10 protein-coding genes and 1 pseudogene are annotated in these 16255 nt (G+C 70.8%); 4 read left to right on the forward strand and 7 right to left on the reverse strand.

Features of this window, described 5'->3' with window-relative positions; genetic code table 11:
* Positions 1–35: 35 nt before the first annotated feature.
* The 5 genes from PCA76_RS10950 to PCA76_RS10970 form a co-directional block, all read right to left on the reverse strand.
* Positions 36–1220 (reverse strand): zinc-dependent alcohol dehydrogenase, encoded by a 1185-nt coding sequence (locus PCA76_RS10950; protein WP_272617207.1) that lies wholly within the window; start codon positions 1218–1220, stop codon positions 36–38.
* 252 nt (positions 1221–1472) lie between these two features.
* The gene (locus PCA76_RS10955) at positions 1473–3245 is read right to left on the reverse strand and encodes a cellulose binding domain-containing protein (RefSeq protein WP_272617209.1); all 1773 of its coding nucleotides are present in this window, start codon (positions 3243–3245) and stop codon (positions 1473–1475) included.
* 294 nt (positions 3246–3539) lie between these two features.
* Positions 3540–4301, reverse strand: coding sequence for a succinate dehydrogenase/fumarate reductase iron-sulfur subunit (locus PCA76_RS10960; protein WP_272617211.1), 762 nt, complete (start codon positions 4299–4301; stop codon positions 3540–3542).
* Positions 4298–6235 carry a fumarate reductase/succinate dehydrogenase flavoprotein subunit gene (locus PCA76_RS10965; RefSeq protein WP_272617213.1) on the reverse strand — a complete coding sequence of 646 codons (1938 nt, stop codon included), beginning with the start codon at positions 6233–6235 and terminating at the stop codon, positions 4298–4300. Before PCA76_RS10965 ends, PCA76_RS10960 begins: the two co-directional genes overlap by 4 nt.
* A 1-nt stretch (position 6236) precedes the next feature.
* Positions 6237–6920 (reverse strand): succinate dehydrogenase cytochrome b subunit, encoded by a 684-nt coding sequence (locus PCA76_RS10970; RefSeq protein WP_272619300.1) that lies wholly within the window; start codon positions 6918–6920, stop codon positions 6237–6239.
* Between the two features lie 83 nt (positions 6921–7003).
* On the opposite strand from PCA76_RS10970, the pseudogene PCA76_RS10975 reads away from it, so the two are divergent.
* A pseudogene (locus PCA76_RS10975) lies at positions 7004–7936 on the forward strand (LysR family transcriptional regulator); the annotation flags it as partial.
* Between the two features lie 203 nt (positions 7937–8139).
* On the opposite strand, the gene hrpA reads toward PCA76_RS10975, so the two are convergent.
* Positions 8140–12210 carry an ATP-dependent RNA helicase HrpA gene (hrpA, locus tag PCA76_RS10980; protein ID WP_272617215.1) on the reverse strand — a complete coding sequence of 1357 codons (4071 nt, stop codon included), beginning with the start codon at positions 12208–12210 and terminating at the stop codon, positions 8140–8142.
* A 123-nt stretch (positions 12211–12333) separates the two neighbouring features.
* Here hrpA and PCA76_RS10985 point away from each other — a divergent pair, with 123 nt between their 5' ends.
* Positions 12334–12696 carry a cytidine deaminase family protein gene (locus PCA76_RS10985; RefSeq protein WP_272617217.1) on the forward strand — a complete coding sequence of 121 codons (363 nt, stop codon included), beginning with the start codon at positions 12334–12336 and terminating at the stop codon, positions 12694–12696.
* A 2-nt stretch (positions 12697–12698) separates the two neighbouring features.
* Here the strand turns inward: PCA76_RS10985 and PCA76_RS10990 are convergent, their stop codons facing one another.
* A complete protein-coding gene (locus PCA76_RS10990) occupies positions 12699–13058 on the reverse strand; it encodes a YciI family protein (protein ID WP_272617219.1) in 360 nt (119 codons plus the stop codon).
* 119 nt (positions 13059–13177) lie between these two features.
* Between PCA76_RS10990 and PCA76_RS10995 the strand changes: the two genes are divergently transcribed.
* Both PCA76_RS10995 and PCA76_RS11000 read left to right on the forward strand, forming a co-directional pair.
* On the forward strand, positions 13178–15133 hold the full coding sequence (locus PCA76_RS10995) for a multicopper oxidase family protein (protein WP_272617221.1): 1956 nt from the start codon (positions 13178–13180) through the stop codon (positions 15131–15133).
* Between the two features lie 60 nt (positions 15134–15193).
* Positions 15194–16234 carry a FecCD family ABC transporter permease gene (locus PCA76_RS11000; RefSeq protein WP_272617223.1) on the forward strand — a complete coding sequence of 347 codons (1041 nt, stop codon included), beginning with the start codon at positions 15194–15196 and terminating at the stop codon, positions 16232–16234.
* Positions 16235–16255 lie beyond the last annotated feature (21 nt).

Below are 16255 nucleotides of genomic sequence, written 5' to 3' on the forward strand. Positions count from 1 at the left end.
CTGCGGGGCTCGCAACCCCGGCTCACTCCTCGCACTCATGGTTCGAGCACGACCTTGATGCAGCCGTCCTCCTTCTTCTGGAACATCTCGTACGCCTGCGGCGCCCGGGCCAGCGGCAACCGGTGGGTGCGCAGGTCCTCCACGCCCAGCGGGTCGTCGTCGCGGGCGAGCAGCGGCAGGATCTCGTCGGTCCACCGGCGCACGTGGCACTGCCCCATCCGCAGCTGAATGCCCCGGTCGAACATCTCCATCAGCGGCATCGGGTCGGCCTCGCCGCCGTACACGCCGGAGATCGACACGGTGCCACCGCGGCGGACCGCCTTGACCGCGGCGTGCAGAGCGGCGAGCCGGTCCATGCCGACCCGGTCGGTCATCGTCTGGGCCAGCTTGTCCGGCAGCAGCCCGACGGCGGCGTGGGCCAGCTTGCCCACTGGCGAACCGTGCGCCTCCATCCCGACCGCGTCGATCACCGCGTCCGGGCCACGCCCATCCACCAGGTCGATCAGCGCGCCCGGCACGTCGGACAGCTCGCGGACGTCGAGCACCTCGATGCCGTGCCGGCGGGCCAGCTCCAGACGCTCGGGCACCAGGTCCAGCCCGATCACCCGGCCAGCGCCGAGGTGGCGGCCGATCCGCGCGCAGAACTGCCCGACCGGGCCCAGCCCGAACACGGCCAGGGTGCCGCCGGGCGGGGTGTCGGCGTACTTCACGGCCTGCCAGGCGGTGGGCAGAATGTCGGAGAGGTAGAGGTAGCGCTCGTCGTCGCCGGCCTGCGGGATGACGATCGGGCCGAACTGGGCCTGCGGGACGCGCAGGTACTCGGCCTGCCCGCCGGGCACCGAGCCGTAGAGCGAGGTGTAGCCGAACAGCGCCGCGCCCTTGCCCTCGCCGGTGACCTGGGTGGTTTCGCACTGGGCGTAGAGCTGGCGCTCGCACATCCAGCAGCTGCCGCAGGCGATGTTGAAGGGCACCACCACCCGGTCTCCGGGCTTGAGTCGGGTCACCCCCGGCCCGACCTCCTCGACGATGCCCATCGGTTCGTGGCCGAGGATGTCGCCGGGCTTCAGGTACGGTCCCAGCACCTCGTACAGGTGCAGGTCGGAGCCGCAGATCGCGGTCGACGTGATCTTTACGATCGCGTCGGTCGGTTCCTCGATCCGAGGGTCCGGCACCTCCTCGACCCGTACGTCCCGCTTGCCCTGCCAGGTCAATGCCTTCATGTCGGTCTTCTCTCCCTCGGTCGCTGCCTTGACTGCTACCCGGGGGAAGGGCGTTGAACCGGTTGTCGGTGCTCGCGGTAGACGGGGCGCCGCATTCAAACGTCACCGAGGTTGATCGACTCGCCTTTCATGACGTCGGCCGATCACTGCGTCTCGGACACCCCGACTGCACGGATGTCGAGTGGATCTTGTCCGTGTCAGACGCACTCGACCGGGAGGGGGTGGTCGGAACGACCACCCCCTCCCGGTGGATCAGGTGCTGGTGCAGCTCAGCGTCGGTGGGGAACCGGGCGAGCCGTTCGCGATGAACCCGAAGGTGGTGCGGGCGCCGGGTGCGAGTGAGCCGTTGTAGCTCGCGTTGGTCACGGTGGCCGTGCTGCCGCTGGTGGTCAGGGTGCCGCTCCAGACCTGGCTGATGCTCTGGCCGCTGGGCAGCGTCCAGCTCACCCGCCAGCCGCTGGTGGTGCTGGCCCCGGTGTTGGCCACGCTGACGTCAGCCTGGAAGCCGCCCTGCCAGCTGTTGGTGACCTGGTAGGTGGCGGTGCACCCGCTCCCGCCGGGCGGCGGCGTGGTCGGCGGCGGGGTGGTCGGGGGTGGGGTGGTCGGCGGCGGCGTCGTGTCGCCGGTGATCCGGTAGGTCACCATCGACCGGGCCGGCACGGTGGCGTTGAACGCTCCGTTGCTGATCCCGACGGCCGACTGTGGGGTCATGCCGTTGGAGTTGTTGGTCAGGTAGCCGGTGGCGGTTCCGCTCGTCACGCTGTTGCGCAGCGTGAACGCGGTGGACTGCGCGCTGTTGCCGGCGTTGAGTGCGACGACCACCACCGAGCCGTCGGTGTTGCGGTACGCCGACAACCGCAGATTGCTGTCGGGGGAGCTGGCGCCGATCCGGGCGGCGCCGGGGCGGATGTAGCGGCTGTATCCGGCCATCGCCCAGAGCCGCTTGGACACGTTGTAGTTGCTGCCGTTGCCCTGGATGAAGGCCCGGGTGTTGTTGGTGGACACCCCGTACCAGTAGACGTATCCGTTGACGTTGCCCGCGGTGAGAGCGGTGTGCAGGGAGTTGGCGACGGTGAACCCGTCGATGCCGCTGCCGTCGTCCCAGTTGGTGTTCCACGAGCTGGAGCTGCCGCCGGGGGACCACTCGGACATCCAGGTGCGCTTCCCGCCCACCGAGAGCGGCGAGGTGGGCGCGCTGCTGTAGTGGTGGCCGGTGTGGGTGGTGACCCAGCGGTTCGCCTCCGAGTCAGCCATGATCGCCGAGGCGTAGGAGCGTTGGTCGTTCCAGCCCACCGGGTCGCAGCAGGCGAGCTTCAGGCCGGCCGCACCGGCGAGCGGCCCGATGATCTTGGTGAACTCGGCGGCCTGCGTTGGAGTGAACCGCATCGAGGAGTAGTCGGTGGTGTAGTTGGGCTCGTTGGTGAACCCCAGGTCGGTGATCGGGATGCCCTCCTGGGCGTAGTACCTGGTGTACTGGATCAGGTAGTTCGCGTACGCCCGGCGCCAGTCACCGCTGCCGCAGGATGCGCCCTGCAGGCCGCACAGCGAGCCTCCGTTGGCCTCGTCGCCGTTGGTCTTCATGTAGCCCGGCGCGCTCCACGCGTTGGCGTAGAAGCGGTCCACGCCATACTCCTGGGCCTTCTTGGACAGCCACACCTGGCCGTCGTCGTCGCCGTTCCAGACGTAGCGCGGGGTCGCGTTCGGGCCGCCCGGGTTTGTCGGCTGGATGGAGCTGCCGGTGGAGCTGATGCCGTTGCGCAGGATGCTCAGGCCCGCGCCGGTGCTACGGCTGAACAGCAGATCGAGCACCTGCTGCTGGTTGGTCGTGGACATGGACCGGATGACGCTGGTCCGGCCGAACGCCTCCGAAATGCCGAAGCCGTCGATCGGTTGGTAGCTGGTGGTGCCGTCGATGGTGGCGGTCGTGGCGGCGTACGCCTGGGGTTGGTGCAGCACGACGGCGGCGCCGGCGCAGATCAGGGGCACCGCCGCGGCGGCGAGCCAGCGTCTGGGGATACGGAGCATGGTGGTGGGTGCCTTCCCGTGCGCGCGGTGCCCGACCTGGGCCGGGGCACCCGCTGGGTGGTGGGTGCGCCTGCCGGCGACGGACGGCGGGGCGGACGGTGCGTCATGTCGCCAGACGGCAGGATCCCGTCAGTGTTATCGATAACATTTCCATCCGTCAATCGATGTACGGCGATTCCTGGAAGCGCTCCCACTACTTTCGCGAGCCGGACACACAAACGCCGAGACCGCCGCACCCCGATGGGGGGTACGGCGGTCTCGGCGCGGATCGTGGCGGGGGACCCCGCCGCCGGCTCAGGAGCCCGGGGTGTCGCCGCGGATGGCGGTCGCCTTGAGGTAGTCGCGGTTGAGTCGACCGATGGTGTTCAGCGGGATGCCCTTCGGGCAGGCCGGCGTGCACTCACCGGCGTTGGTGCAGCCGCCGAAGCCGGCCTCGTCGTGCGCGTCGACCATGCCGATCACCCGCGTGTACCGCTCCGGCTGGCCCTGCGGCAGCAGCGAGAGCTGGGTGAGCTTGGCGGCCGTGAAGAGCATGCCGGAGCCGTTCGGGCAGGCCGCCACGCACGCACCGCAGCCGATGCAGGCCGCCGACTCGAAAGCGGCGTCCGCATTGGCCTTGGCCACCGGGGTCGAGTGCGCCTCGGGCGCGCTGCCGGTCGGCGCGGTGACGTAACCACCGGCGGCGATGATCCTGTCGAAGGCGTTCCGGTTGACCACCAGGTCCTTGACGACCGGGAAGGCGCTGGCCCGCCACGGCTCGATGTCGATCGTCTCGCCGTCCTTGAACTGCCGCATGTGCAGCTGGCACGCCGTGGTGCCGCGCTGCGGCCCGTGCGCGTCACCGTTGATCATCAGGCCGCACATGCCGCAGATGCCCTCGCGGCAGTCGTGGTCGAACGCCACCGGGTCCTCGCCGGAGAGGATCAACCGCTCGTTGAGCACGTCGAGCATCTCCAGGAACGACATGTCCGGGGACACGTCGTCGACCGGGTAGGTCACCATCCGACCCTTGTCCTCAGGGCCCTTCTGGCGCCAGATGCGCAGGGTCAGGTTCACTTGTAACTCCGCTGCGTGGGGTGGACGTACTCGAACTTCAGGTCTTCCTTGTGCAGCACCGAGGGCTCGCCCTCGGCGGTGAACTCCCAGGCCGCCACGTACGCGAACCGGTCGTCGTCGCGCTGCGCCTCACCGTCGGGGGTCTGGTGCTCGGCCCGGAAGTGGCCGCCGCAGGACTCCTCGCGGTGCAGGGCGTCGATGCACATCAGCTCGGCCAGCTCGAAGAAGTCGGCGACCCGGCCAGCCTTTTCCAGCGACTGGTTGAGTTCCTCGCCGGTGCCGGACACCTTGACCCGCTGCCAGAACGCCTCACGCAGGGCGCGAATCTCGTCGATCGCCTTGCGCAGCCCGGCCTCGCTGCGCTCCATGCCGCAGTGCTCCCACATGATCTGGCCCAGTTCCCGGTGGAACGAGTCCACGGTCCGGTCGCCGTTGATCCCGAGCAGCCGCTGGACGCGGTCCTCGACGTCGGTGCGCGCCTCGACGGCCGCCGGGTGGCTGGCGTCGACCTTCTCCAACGGGCCCGAGGCCAGGTAGTTGGCGATGGTGGTCGGCAGCACGAAGTAGCCGTCGGCGAGGCCCTGCATCAGCGCCGAGGCGCCGAGCCGGTTCGCGCCGTGGTCGGAGAAGTTCGCCTCACCGATCACGAACAGGCCGGGGATGCTCGACTGGAGGTCGTAGTCGACCCACAGGCCGCCCATCGTGTAGTGCACGGCGGGGTAGATCCGCATCGGCACCTCGTACGGGTCCTCGCCGGTGATCCGCTCGTACATCTCGAAGAGGTTGCCGTACTTGGCCTCGATGGCCTTGCGGCCCAGCCGGTTGATCGCGTCGGCGAAGTCGAGGTAGACGCCGAGCTTGGTCGGCCCGACGCCCCGGCCCTCGTCGCAGACGTTCTTCGCGGCGCGGGAGGCGATGTCGCGGGGGACCAGGTTGCCGAAGGACGGGTAGATCCGCTCCAGGTAGTAGTCCCGCTCGTTCTCGGGAATGTCCCGGGGGGCGCGGTCGTCGCCCTTGGTCTTCGGCACCCAGACCCGGCCGTCGTTGCGCAGCGACTCGCTCATCAGGGTCAGCTTCGACTGGTGGTCGCCGGAGACCGGGATGCAGGTCGGGTGGATCTGCGTGTAGCACGGGTTGGCGAAGTACGCGCCCTTGCGGTGCGCCCGCCAGGTGGCGGTGACGTTGCAGCCCTTGGCGTTGGTGGAGAGGTAGAAGACGTTGCCGTAGCCGCCGGAGGCGAGCACCACGGCGTCGGCCATCTCGGTGCTGATCTCGCCGGTGACCATGTCCCGGACGACGATGCCCCGGGCCTTGCCGTCCACGATGACCAGCTCCAGCATCTCGTGCCGGGTGTTCATCTCCACGTTGCCCAGGCCGATCTGCCGCTCCAACGCCTGGTACGCGCCGAGCAGCAACTGCTGGCCCGTCTGGCCCCGGGCGTAGAAGGTGCGCTGCACCTGGGCGCCACCGAAGGAGCGGGTGTCCAGCAGTCCGCCGTACTCGCGGGCGAACGGCACACCCTGGGCCACGCACTGGTCGATGATGTTGACCGAGACCTCGGCGAGCCGGTGCACGTTCGACTCCCGGGAGCGGAAGTCGCCGCCCTTGACGGTGTCGTAGAACAGGCGGTGCACGGAGTCACCGTCGTTGCGGTAGTTCTTCGCCGCGTTGATGCCGCCCTGAGCCGCGATGGAGTGCGCCCGGCGCGGGCTGTCCTGGTAGCAGTAGGACTTGACGTGGTAGCCCTGCTCGGCCAGGGTCGCCGCGGCCGAGCCGCCGGCCAGGCCGGTGCCGACCACGATCACCGTCATCTTGCGGCGGTTGGCGGGGTTGACCAGCTTGGCCTCGAAGCGCCGGGTCTCCCAACGCTTCTCGACCGGGCCGGCGGGAGCCTTGGTGTCGGCGATCGGGTCGCCCTCGGTGAAGAGTTCCATGTCAGGACACCAATCCGGTGAGTACGGCGAACGGGACCGCCAGGTACCCGGCGCAGAGCACCACGGCGAAGATCAGCGCTGCGGCGCGCGCTCGGCGCTCACCGCGTGGCGTCTGCTGACCGAGGCTGCGGAACGCGCTGAACGCGCCGTGGCGCAGGTGGAAGCCCACCGTGACGATGGCGAGGGTGTAGAAGAGCGTGACGTACCAGCGCTCCGGCGCGAAGTCGGCGACGACGTTGCCGTACGGCTTGCTGGCGTCACCGACCGGGTTCAGCGTGCCGGTGGTGAGGTCCAGGATGTGGTAGATCACGAAGAGCAGGATGATCACTCCACCCCAGCGCATCGTGCGGGCCGCGTAGCTGCCGTTGACCTTCTTGCGGTGGGCGTACCTGACCGGGCGGGCGGCACGGGCACGCCGGGCCAGCACGGTGGCGGCCACGATGTGGGCGACGACGGCCACCACCAGCACGGTGCGCAGGATCCACAGGAACCAGACGCCGGGCAGTAGCGGCTTGCCGATGTCGCGCAGCCAGTGCGCGTAGTGGTCGAACGACGTTCCCCCCGTGAACACCTTCAGGTTCCCGAGCATGTGAGCGATGAGGAACAGCGCCAGCAGGATGCCCGTCACCGCCATGACGGCCTTGAGGCCGACGTTCGAGCGGATGGGCGACCGAGTTTTCGTGATTACCACATGACCGACGCTAGGAGCACTCTGATCAGTCGTCCAATGCATCAAACTCGCAGTGTTGATAGCCGTAAGCTATTTAGATGCAGCTCCATCAGCTCCGGTACTTCGTTGCGGTGGCCGAAGTACGACATTTCACCCAAGCCGCCGACATCGTCGGCATAACTCAGCCGTCTCTCAGTAAGCAAATTCACGCACTGGAGGCCGACCTCGGGGCGCCGTTGTTCGAGCGGCTAAGGGGCAACATCGCGCTCACCGCGGCGGGTGAGGTGCTGCTGCCGTTGGCCACCCGGATCCTCGCCGACGTGGAGACCGCGACCCGGGAGGTCCAGGAGTTGGTCGGGCTGCGCCGGGGCCGGGTCCGGCTCGGGGCCACCCCGAGTCTGGCCACCTCGCTCGCCCCGCCGGTGCTGCGCCGGTTTCGGGACGCGCACCCCACCATCGACCTTCGCGTCGAGGAGGGCGGGTCCCAGGACCTGGTGCGCGACCTTCTCCGCGGCGACCTCGACCTGGCCCTGATCATCATGCCGGCCGAGGGGGCCGACCCGGGTCTGCGCGTCGACCCGATCCTGCGCGAGAGCCTGGTGGTGGCCTCGGTGGGGGAGGTCCCGACCGCGTCGGCGACCGGGGAACTGCGCATCACCGACCTGCGGGACCAGCCGATGGTGATGTTCCGCGAGGGCTACGACCTGCGCGACGCCACCATCCAGGCGTGTCGGGAGGCGGGCTTCGAACCGACCTTCGCGGTGGATGGCGGCGAGATGGACGCGGTGCTCAGCTTCGTCGAGGCGGGGCTCGGCATCGCCCTGGTGCCGGGCATCGTGCTGGCCCGCCGCCCAGGCGTGCGGATCACCCCCCTCGCCCCGCCCGGGGTCCGACGAACGATCGCGGTGGCCCGCCGGCGCGACATCGTGCCCACCCACGCCGGCCGGGAGCTCCGCCGGATCCTGCTCGACTACGTCCGCGCCGCAGTCGAACTCCCCCCGGCGTCGAACCCGTCCCCACCCCGCCCACGGCCTCCCCCGCCCCGCCTCCCCTCCCCCCGCCGCCCCCGCCCCACCCCCGCCGCCCCGCCCGCCGCCCCCGCCCCACCCAGGCGCGTCGATCTAGGGCATATCGTCGCCCCTGGAGATCAATAAGCAGCGATCTGCCCTAGATCAGCGCGGCGAGGGGGCGGGGGAGGGAGGAGAGGGGAGGGGAGGGGAGGGGGAGGGCGGGGTTAGGGGTTTTCGGCTTCGTCCATTGCTCGGTAGATGCGCTGCTCTGAGACGGGGTAGGGGGTGCCCAGCGCCTGGGCGAAGACGTTCACCCGTAGCTCCTCGATCATCCAGCGGATCTGCCGGACGGCCGTCTCCTGCCGACGTGCCGGCGGGAGGGCGGCGAGCAGGTCGGCGTACTCCTTCTGCACCACCGCGACCCGGTCCTGCTGCTGGCGGTCCCGCTGCGGGTTGCCGCCCAGCCGGTCCAACCGGCGCTCGATGGCGGTGAGGTAGCGCAGCAGGTCGGGCAGGCGGGCGTACCCGGTTTCGGTGATGAAACCGGCGTGCACCAGCCCGGCGAGCTGGCTGCGGATGTCGGCCAGCGCGGCCACCACGGCGAGGTTGCGGGTGGCGCCGAGCCGCTGCTCGACCGCATACCCGGCGGCGAGGACCTTGCGCACCCGGTCCATCACCTCGACCACGGTGTCGACCAGGTCGGCGCGGACCTTCTCGCGCAGCGCCGCGAAACCGTCGGCGTCCCACGCCGGCCCACCGGCGGCACCGATCAGCCGGTCGATGGCCGCGCCCGCCGCGTCCTCGATCAGCTCCTGCACTCCGCCGTGCGGGTTGCGGCTGAGCGCCAGCTTCGCCTCGTTGTTCAGCCGCCCCTGCAGGAACCGCGCCGGGGACGGCACGGTGAGCCGCAGCAGTCGGCGGGTGCCGGCCCAGTGCGCCGCCTCCGCCTCGGCGGGGGAGTCGAACACCTTCACCCCGACCGCGGCGCCCTCGTCGACCAGCGCCGGGTACGCGGTCACCGCGTAGCCGGCGCGGACCTGCTCGATGGTCCGCGGCAGTGTGCCGATGCTCCACTCGCGCAGCCCGGTCCGGGCGATCTCCGGCGCGGCGGCCGCCACGACCTGGCGTACCTCCTGGCGGAGTTGGCGTTGCAGGGCCGGCAGGTCCTTGCCCTCGGCGACCGGCTTGTCCTCGTCGTCGAGCACCCGGAAGGTGACCCGCAGGTGGGCCGGGAGTTTGGCCGGCTCCCACGCGTCGCGGGGGACGGTGACGCCGGTCATCCGGCGCAGCTGCCGGGTGAGTGCGTCCAGCAACGGCTCCTCGCCGGGGGTGATCGCCGCCAGGGCGGCCCGGGCGAAGTCCGGTACGGGGACGAAGTTGCGGCGCACCGCCTTGGGCAGCGAGCGGATCAGCGCGATCACCGTCTCCTCGCGCAGCCCCGGCACCTGCCAGTCGAAGCTCTCCGCCGGCACCTGGTTGAGCAGCGGCAGCGGGATGTCCACGGTGACGCCGTCGGTCGGCGTGCCCGGCTCGAACCGGTACGTCAGTGGCAGCGTCACCCCCTGGGTCTGCCACTCGTCCGGGTAGTCGTCCTCGTCGACCCCCGGCCGGCCGTCGTTGACCAGCACGTCACGGGTGAAGGTGAGCAGGTCGGGCCGTTCCCGGCGGGTCGTCTTCCACCAGCTGTCGAAGTGCCGGCCGGAGGACACGTCGGCCGGGATCCGCTGATCGTAGAAGCCGAAGATCGTCTCGTCGTCGACCAGGATGTCCCGGCGTCGGGCCCGGCTCTCCAGCTCCTCGATTTCGGCGAGCAGTCGCTTGTTGTCCGCCCAGAACTGGTGATGGGTCTGCCAGTCGCCCTCGACGAGGGCGTGCCGGATGAACAGCTCCCGGCTCAGCGTCGGGTCGATCCGCCCGAAGTTGACCTTGCGGGAGGTGACCAGCGGGACGCCGTACAGGGTGACCTTCTCGTAGGCCATCACCGCGGCCTGCTTCTTCTCCCAGTGCGGCTCGCTGTAGCTGCGCTTGACCAGGTGCTGCGCGAGCGGCTCGACCCACTCCGGCTCGACCCGGCCGGCGATCCGGCCCCAGAGCCGAGAGGTCTCCACCAACTCGGCGGCCATCACCCAGCGCGGCGGCTTCTTGAACAGCGCCGAGCCGGGGAACAGCCCGAACTTCGCGCCGCGCGCGCCCAGGTACTCGTGCTTCTGGGCATCCTTCAGGCCGACGTGTGACAACAGGCCGGGTAGCAGCGACTGGTGCACCTTCGGGGTGTCGATCTCCTCCGGCAGGTCGGCACCGCCGCGGCGACTCGCACCTCCGGCAGCGTCCGTGTCGCCCGGGGTGTCGCGCGCCGGCCGCCCGCCACGCCGGTCACCCTCCTGCGGGGTACGCAGCACCTGGCGCAGTTGGCTGACGATGTCCTGCCACTCGCGGATCCGCAGGTAGTTCAGGTACTCCGCCTTGCACATCCGGCGGAACGCGCTGGAGGAGAGCTCCCGCTGCTGCTCCCGCAGGTAGCGCCAGAGGTTGAGGAAGGCGACGAAGTCCGACTCCTTGTCGGCGAACCGGGCGTGCGCCTGGTCCGCCTGGGCCTGCTTCTCGGCCGGCCGCTCGCGCGGGTCCTGGATGGAGAGCGCGGCGGCGATCACCAGCACCTCGGTGGCGCAGCCGTTGCGCTCGCCCTCGACCACCATCCGGGCCAGTCGCGGATCGACCGGCAGTTGCGCCAGTCGACGGCCCAGCGCGGTGAGCCGCTTCGCCGGGTCCGCCTCGGTCGGGTCCAACGCGCCCAACTCGTGCAGCAGGTTGACGCCGTCGGTGATGTTGCGCTTGTCCGGCGGGTCGATGAACGGGAACGCGGCGAGGTCGCCGAGCCCGATCGCGGTCATCTGGAGGATGACCGACGCCAGGTTGGTGCGGAGGATCTCCGGGTCGGTGAACTCGGGCCGGGAGAGGAAGTCCTGCTCGTCGTAGAGACGAATGCAGATGCCGTCGGACGTACGGCCACAGCGGCCCTTGCGCTGGTTGGCCGATGCCTGGGAGATCGGCTCGATCGGCAGCCGCTGCACCTTGAGTCGACTGGAATAGCGGGAGATGCGCGCCGTGCCCGGGTCCACCACGTACTTGATGCCGGGCACGGTCAGCGAGGTCTCCGCGACGTTGGTGGCGAGCACCACCCGGCGTGAGCTGTGCGCGGCGAAGACCCGGTGCTGTTCGGCGCTGGACAGCCGGGCGTAGAGCGGCAGGATCTCGGTGCCGAGCAGCGAGCGCTTGGTCTGCACCAGCTTGCCGAGCGCGTCGGCGGTGTCGCGGATCTCCCGCTCACCGCTGAGGAAGACCAGGATGTCGCCGGGGCCCTCGGCGGCCAACTCCGCGACGGCGTCGCCGATCGCTTGGACCTGGTCGCGGACGTTCTCCTCGTCACCGTCGCCGTCCTCCTCGCCCTCGGCGAGCTCGACGAGCGGCCGGTAACGCACCTCCACCGGGTAGGTGCGGCCGGAGACCTCGACCACCGGCGCCGGTACGCCCTCCGGCTCGTCGGCGGTCGGCGGCCCGGCGAAGTGCCGGGCGAACCGGTCGGTCTCGATGGTCGCCGACGTGATGATCACCTTGAGGTCGGGCCGTCGGGGCAGCAGTTCCCGCAGGTACCCGAGGATGAAGTCGATGTTGAGGCTGCGCTCGTGTGCCTCGTCGATGATCAACGTGTCGTACTGGCGCAGCATCCGGTCGGTCTGCACCTCGGCCAGCAGGATGCCGTCGGTCATCAGCTTGACCAGGCTGCGCTCGCTGACCTGATCGCTGAAGCGCACCTTGTAGCCGACCACGTCACCCAACTCGGTGCCCAACTCGTCGGCGATCCGGTCGGCCACCGTCCGGGCGGCCAACCGCCGGGGCTGGGTGTGCCCGATCAGGCCGTTCACCCCGCGCCCCAACTCCAGGCAGATCTTGGGCAGCTGGGTGGTCTTGCCGGAGCCGGTCTCGCCCGCCACGATCACCACCTGGTGATCACGGATGGCGGCGGCGATGTCGTCCTTGCGCTCACTGACCGGCAACCCCGCCGGGTACGTGATCACGGGCACCGCCGCCCGGCGGGTGGCGAGCCGCTGCTCGGCCCGGACCAGTTCGGCGGTGATCTCGGTCAGTGCCGCCTCCCGGCGCTGCGGGTCGCGCAGCTTGCGGGCACCGTCGAGGCGCCGCTGGAGCCGGCGCTGGTCGCGGAACATCAGTGGGGTGAGGCGGCTGTGCAGCTCGCGAACCGTGTCGGTCGCGGCGGATGCGGCTGGATTCTGCATGTCGTACGCAAGGATAGGCAGCCCGACGCCGTACCGCCCGTGGGTTACCGCCCGGCCGGTCCTTCGGCGGCCTCGGGACCTAGAGTTGGCGGCCGACGTCGAGCGCTGGGGGCCGGGATGGAGATGCGGGACACCGATCGGGCCTTGGTGCAGGCCGCCACGGCGGTCGCCAAGCTGCGCTGCCGCAGCCAGCACCACACTGTCGCGTCGGCGGCCCGGACCGCCGACGGGCGCGTCTTCACGGGCGTGAACGTCCACCACGTCACCGGGGGATCCTGCGCGGAGCTGGTCGTGATCGGCACCGCGGCGACTCAGGGCGTGACGGCCCTGGAGACGATCGTCACGGTCGCCGACCGGGGTCGCGAGATCAGCGAGCCGTGCGGCGACTGCCGGCAGGTGCTGCGGGACTACTTCCCGTCGCTGCGGGTGATCGTCGGCGAGGTGGACTCTCCGCGGGTGGTCGAGATCGGGGAACTGCCCGGCTGACGTCAGTCCCCGGAGGCCGCCTCCAGCATCGAGCGAGGCATCGGCACGCCCTCGAACCGCAGGTTGCCCTCCGGGACCAGCCAGCTCGTCACGTGTGCGACCAGGCGTCCGGCCCGAACGGCCGGGTCGTTGGCATAGAGAGTGCGCGCGTCGTCCGGGGCGATGGAGAGCACCACGAAGCCCCGCAGCTGGTCGTCGTCGGGGTGCAGGAACGGCCCGGTCGCGAGCACCAGCCCCTGCTCGACGAGCCCGGCCTGGTGGGCCAGGTGCGCGTCCTGCAACCGGTCGATCGCGTCCTGCGGCAGCTCCGGCGGGTCCGACGGCCGGACCAGGAGGACGACCGTGTGCTGGTCGAATCGCATGCTCACACCCTATGGCGCGAATCTTCCTCTTCTGGGTGTCATCTGCCATCTGTCCGCCATGTCATCGTCCGCGAATCTCATTCTCATATCGAGGGTCGGGAGCGACTGGGAGGTTCGGCATGGTCACCAGACGACTGCTGCTCGCGGCGGGTGCCGCCGGCGGCGCTGCGGTTCTCGTCCCGGGCGGGACGGCGTCGGGCCGGGCGCTCGCCGCGGCGGCACCGCTGGACGTCGGCGAGATCCCGAAGTACGTCGCGCCGCTGCGGATCCCACCGGCCATGCCGGCGGTGGCGAACGGACCGGAGCGCGACGAGTACGCGATCGCGGTACGACAGTTCCACCAGCAGATCCTGCCGCCGTCGTGGCCGCGCACCACCGTGTGGGGTTACGGCTCCATCGCCCACCCCGGCAGCTTCGGCTACCCGGCGCCCACCATCATGGCGCGGGTGGGTCGCCCGGTACGGGTGACCTGGGTCAACCAGCTCGTCGACGACCGGGGCGCCTACCTGCCGCACCTGCTGCCGGTGGACCCCACCCTGCACTGGGCCAACCCGGCCGGTGGCATCGAGCACCGGGACCGCCACGGGCAGTGGGACGGCAGCCCGCAGGGGTATCGCGGCCCGGTGCCCCAGGTGGTGCATCTGCACGGCGGGCACAGCTCTCAGGAGAGCGATGGGCACTCCGAGGCGTGGTACCTGCCGGTGGCCCGAGACCTGCCGCCCGACTTCGCCGTGTCCGGCAGCGCGTACCGCGATTTTCGGTCCCGGTTCGCCGAGCGGTCCGGCCTGCGCTGGGCGCCGGGCTCGGCCACCTTCGAGTACGCGAACGACCAGCGCTCCTGCACCCTTTGGTACCACGACCACGCGCTCGGGCTCACCCGGGAGAACGTGTACGCCGGGCCGGCCGGGTTCTACCTGCTCGGCGGTGGGGACGAGCTGCCGGCCGGAGTGCTGCCCGGCCCGGCGCCAGGCCGCGATGATCCGCCGAACGCCTCGTACCACGACATCCCGCTGATGATCCAGGATCGCAGCTTCACCGCGGACGGCGAGTTGCGCTACCCGACTCGGTACTCCGGCGGCGGCGACGGGCCGCCGACCTGGGTGCCCGGGTTCTCCGGCTCCACCATGGTGGTCAACGGCCGTACCTGGCCCACGCTGACGGTGCAGCGTCGCCGCTACCGCTTCCGGCTGCTCAACGCCTGCAACAGCCGGTTCCTGCTGCTCAGCGTGGCCGCGAACGCCACCGCGCGGCCGGCCCGGCCGGTGCTGCCGGTCTGGCAGATCGGCAGCGACGGCGGCTTCCTGCCGGAGCCGGTGCCGCACGAACGCGTGGCACTCGGCCCCGCCCAGCGGGTCGACGCGATCGTCGACTTCACCGACGTGCCGGTCGGTACCGAGCTGTACCTCGTCAACGAAGGGCCGGACGGGATGTACGGCGGCGGTCGGCCCGGGGTGGACTTCGACCCCGCCGACCCGCACACCACCGGGCAGGTTCTGTGCTTCGTGGTCACCGACGCGGCCGACGTCGACCCGAGCGTCCCACCGGAGCAGCTACGGCTGCCGTCACACCCTCGGCTCGGACCGGCCCAGCGGGTACGCCGGCTGTCGCTCAACGAGCGGAGGTCCGGCGGGTCGATGGTCATGCTGCTCGGCGTCCTCGACGAGCGTGGCCGGGGCCTGCCGTTGCGCTGGAGCGACCCGGCGACCGAGCAGCCCACCCTCGGCGACACCGAGGTGTGGGAGGTGCGCAACTTCACCCGGCACGTGCATCCGGTCCACCTGCACCAGGTCCAGTTCGAGCTGCTCGGCCGAGGGCGTTCGGGCAGGTCGCAGCCCGGCCCCGGGGACCGGGGGTGGATGGACACGGTGCTCGCGTACCCGTGGGAGGTGACCCGGATCAAGGCGCACTTCGACCTGCCGGGTCGCTACGCCTGGCACTGCCACCTCTTGGAACACGAGGACAACGAGATGATGCGACCGCTGAACGTACTGCCGCGCGGTGGTGCGGCGGCCGGGGACGGCGGCTCGTTGGGCGTGCCCCCGGAACCCGGGACGGTATCGACCGACGCCGGTTAGGCCACTTTCCGCAGGTCGGTTAAGGTTAGGCGAACCTAAGCTCGATCATGCAGGAGATTCGTGACCGCCCTCGCCAGCCGGCCGACCCGGAGTCGGGTCAGCACTCGCACCGGTCGCCGGGCAGCCGTCACCGTCGGGGCCGCACTGGTGCTGCTGCTCGCCGTGCTGGCCAGCTTCGCGCTCGGCAGCCGGCAACTCGGCATCGACCAGGTCTGGCACGCTCTCGTCGCGCCGGACGGCGGCGACGCCAGCACGATCGTCCGCGAGCTGCGGATGCCGCGTACCGCCCTCGGCCTCGCCGTCGGGCTCGCGCTCGCCGTGGCTGGCGTGCTGTTCCAGGCACTCACCCGCAACCCCCTCGCCGAGCCCCGCATCCTCGGCATCAGCGCGGGCGCGTCGTTCGGCGTGGTGCTCGCCATCTCCGTCTTCGGCATCGGAACGCTCGCCGGGTACGTCTGGTTCGGCATCGCCGGTGCGCTGATCGCCGGGCTGCTGGTCTTCGCCATCGCCACCCGGGCCCGCGAGGGCGCCAGCCCGGTCACCCTCGCCCTGGTCGGCGCGGCCCTCGACGCCAGCCTCGCCTCCGGGGTGTACGCGCTGCTCAGCATCGACGCCCGCACCTTCGAGGAGTACCGGTTCTGGGTGGTCGGCGGGCTGGCCGGCCGTGACCTGTCGGTCGTCGCGCAGGTGCTGCCCTTCGTCCTCGTCGGGTTGCTGCTGGCCGCCCTCGTGGCCCGAGGTCTGGACGCGCTGGCCCTCGGCGACGACGTGGCCCGCGGTCTCGGCCACCGGATCGGCCTGGTCCGCCTCGGTGGCGGCCTAGCCGCCGTGCTGCTGACCGGGGCCGCGGTGGCGGCGGCCGGGCCGGTCGCCTTCGTCGGGTTGGCCGTGCCGCACCTCGCCCGCGCCCTGGTCGGCGCGGACCACCGCTGGACCCTCGCCGTCTCCGCCCTGCTCGGGCCCGCGCTGCTGCTCGGCGCCGACATCATCGGCCGGCTCGTCGCCCCGCCCGGCGAAATCCCGGCCGGGATCGTCACCGCGCTGATCGGTGCGCCGCTGCTGGCCGTGCTGGTCCGCCGCGCCCGGGTGGTGACCGCATGACGACCACCCACCGTCCCTCCG

This window comes from Micromonospora sp. LH3U1 (genome assembly GCF_028475105.1).
Lineage (GTDB): Bacteria > Actinomycetota > Actinomycetes > Mycobacteriales > Micromonosporaceae > Micromonospora.